We start from the raw sequence: 1938 nt of genomic DNA, 5'->3' as shown, positions 1-1938 counted from the left end.
AATCGGGTCGAGGAGAGCAATTAACTCTCCCCTCCCACACCACCCATCATGCGGGTCCGCAATGGGCGGTTCATGAAGATGAGCAAACAAACACTGATGATTAAGCGTAACCTTGGACTTTCTTCCAAAGTTGCACAATCGATAATAATCCCTGCTGTTCCAACCACTCATTCGTCATTCCCGTTTGCGTCGCCAACGTCTTTGACAACCGCCAATAGCCTTTACGACTAATGCCTGTCAAAATCGCATGACGCTTACTGGTGCCCAACTTGAGTAGGTTGGCAATGCGCGTTCTCGGTCTGCGCCACTGTTTCCAGTAGCCCATGCGAATCCGTCGCCTTAACCACCCATCTAACTCTTCGATTGGGGTGTAGTGCTGAGAAATGCCGAAGTAGTTCATCCACCCCCGTAGATATCGGTTCAAGCGCTCGAAACGTTCGCTCATTGAGACTCCCCAACTGCGAGACGTGAAGCCGCGCAATCGGTGTTTGAAGTCTTGCAAAGCTTGGTCAGAGGCGAAGATACGAATGCCTCGGAACGTAAATCCGAGATAATTCAACTCCTCAATCTTGACCACTCGACTCTTTTCCCGATTCACTTTGAGCTTCAGCTTTTGGGTCAAGTAACGGCTGATTTTTGCCATCACTCGTCGCCCTGCTCGTCTGCTTTTGACTAGGATCACTAGATCATCGACATAGCGAACAAAGCGATGCCCTCTCGCTTCTAGCTCCTTGTCCAAATCATCTAGAAGAATAGTGGACAGCAAGGGTGAAAGTGGAGACCCTTGGGGTGTTCCCCATTCGGTCGGTTCAACGGTACTTCCGACCAGTACCCCGGCTCGCAGGTAACGACCAATTAACCCCAAAAGCACCTTATCAGTAACTTTTCGAGCCACGCGGGACATCAAAACATCATGATTGACTGTATCAAAGAATTTCTCCAGATCTAAGTCCACCACAATCCGATATCCAGCTTTGACCATCGTTTTCTACCTGTTGGATTGCTCCATGAGCCGAACGGTGAGGTCGGCTGCCATAGCTTGACTCAGAAAACGCTGGGTCAAAGATTGGCGTAAGTACCTGCAAGATGGCTTGTTGGATCACTCGGTCTACGACACAAGGAACCCCCAATTTTCGCTCTCCCTTGCCTCTCGGCTTAGGAATCACCACCCGTCGTACTGGACGGGGTTGGTAGCTGCCATCAAGCAGGGATTGGCGAATCTCTTGCCAATGTTCGCGGGCATAGGCAGGAAAATCTTCTAAGGTCATCCCGTCACTGCCGGGTGACCCTTTGTTCGATTTCACTCGTTCCCAGGCTCGTTTCACATTGTCGCGCTCTAAGATTCGTGCCATCAGGTTGTCTAAGGCTGGCTGGATGTCCGCACGCCAAGCATCATCTCCCCCATCCGGGTTCATTGATGAGCTTGAGTTGTTCATGGCTCCTCCTTAGTTCGTTCATGTTTGTCCCTTCGCTCCCACGGGGGGAACTACTATGGACTCTGCTGACTTCTGCCTAACTCCCCATCAAGTATTGCTACTCGCTGTGCTGTTTGAGCCACCGTAGGGTTCGGTGGGTGCTCTATCCGTTTCCAGACAGCCCTCAGTCCGACTCCCCTAGTTCCTCAAACTGCCGTTAGGCAGACCTCCCCAGATAAGAGCATGATCTGTCCCGCCGCAACCGCGTCATTTACTGTGCCCCTTGAACCGAGGGTTTCGTTGTGTTGTGCCAACTCACCCAGAGGTCTCAGCCTTCTATGACGTTTCTGTTCGTCGGCTCGTCGGTTTGCCGCTGGCTTCCTCCAGACCCTCCCTCGCGAGAGTACCCTTGCCTTAAGCTAGTGGTTATCGTCGCTCGGAACTTTTAGGTTCATTTGGACGCTGGTTCCACCACAGGGGACTTTCACCCCATTAGATCACACCCATGCTGGGCGTACACAAC

At 51.9% G+C, this 1938-nt stretch carries 2 protein-coding genes; both read right to left on the bottom strand.

All coding sequences use genetic code 11. The features are described from left to right. Nucleotides 1-100: 100 nt before the first annotated feature. Nucleotides 101-982, bottom strand: a complete 882-nt coding sequence (locus tag ACKFKF_RS34925) for a reverse transcriptase domain-containing protein (RefSeq protein WP_446871921.1) — start codon at nucleotides 980-982, stop codon at nucleotides 101-103. Next, nucleotides 927-1436 (bottom strand): hypothetical protein, encoded by a 510-nt coding sequence (locus ACKFKF_RS34920; RefSeq protein WP_446871920.1) that lies wholly within the window; start codon nucleotides 1434-1436, stop codon nucleotides 927-929. The genes ACKFKF_RS34925 and ACKFKF_RS34920 overlap by 56 nt, the downstream gene beginning before the upstream one ends. Between the last annotated feature and the right edge of the window lie 502 nt (nucleotides 1437-1938).

Source organism: Phormidesmis sp. 146-12, assembly GCF_052939495.1.
This window is presented reverse-complemented; position numbering and strand designations above follow the sequence as displayed.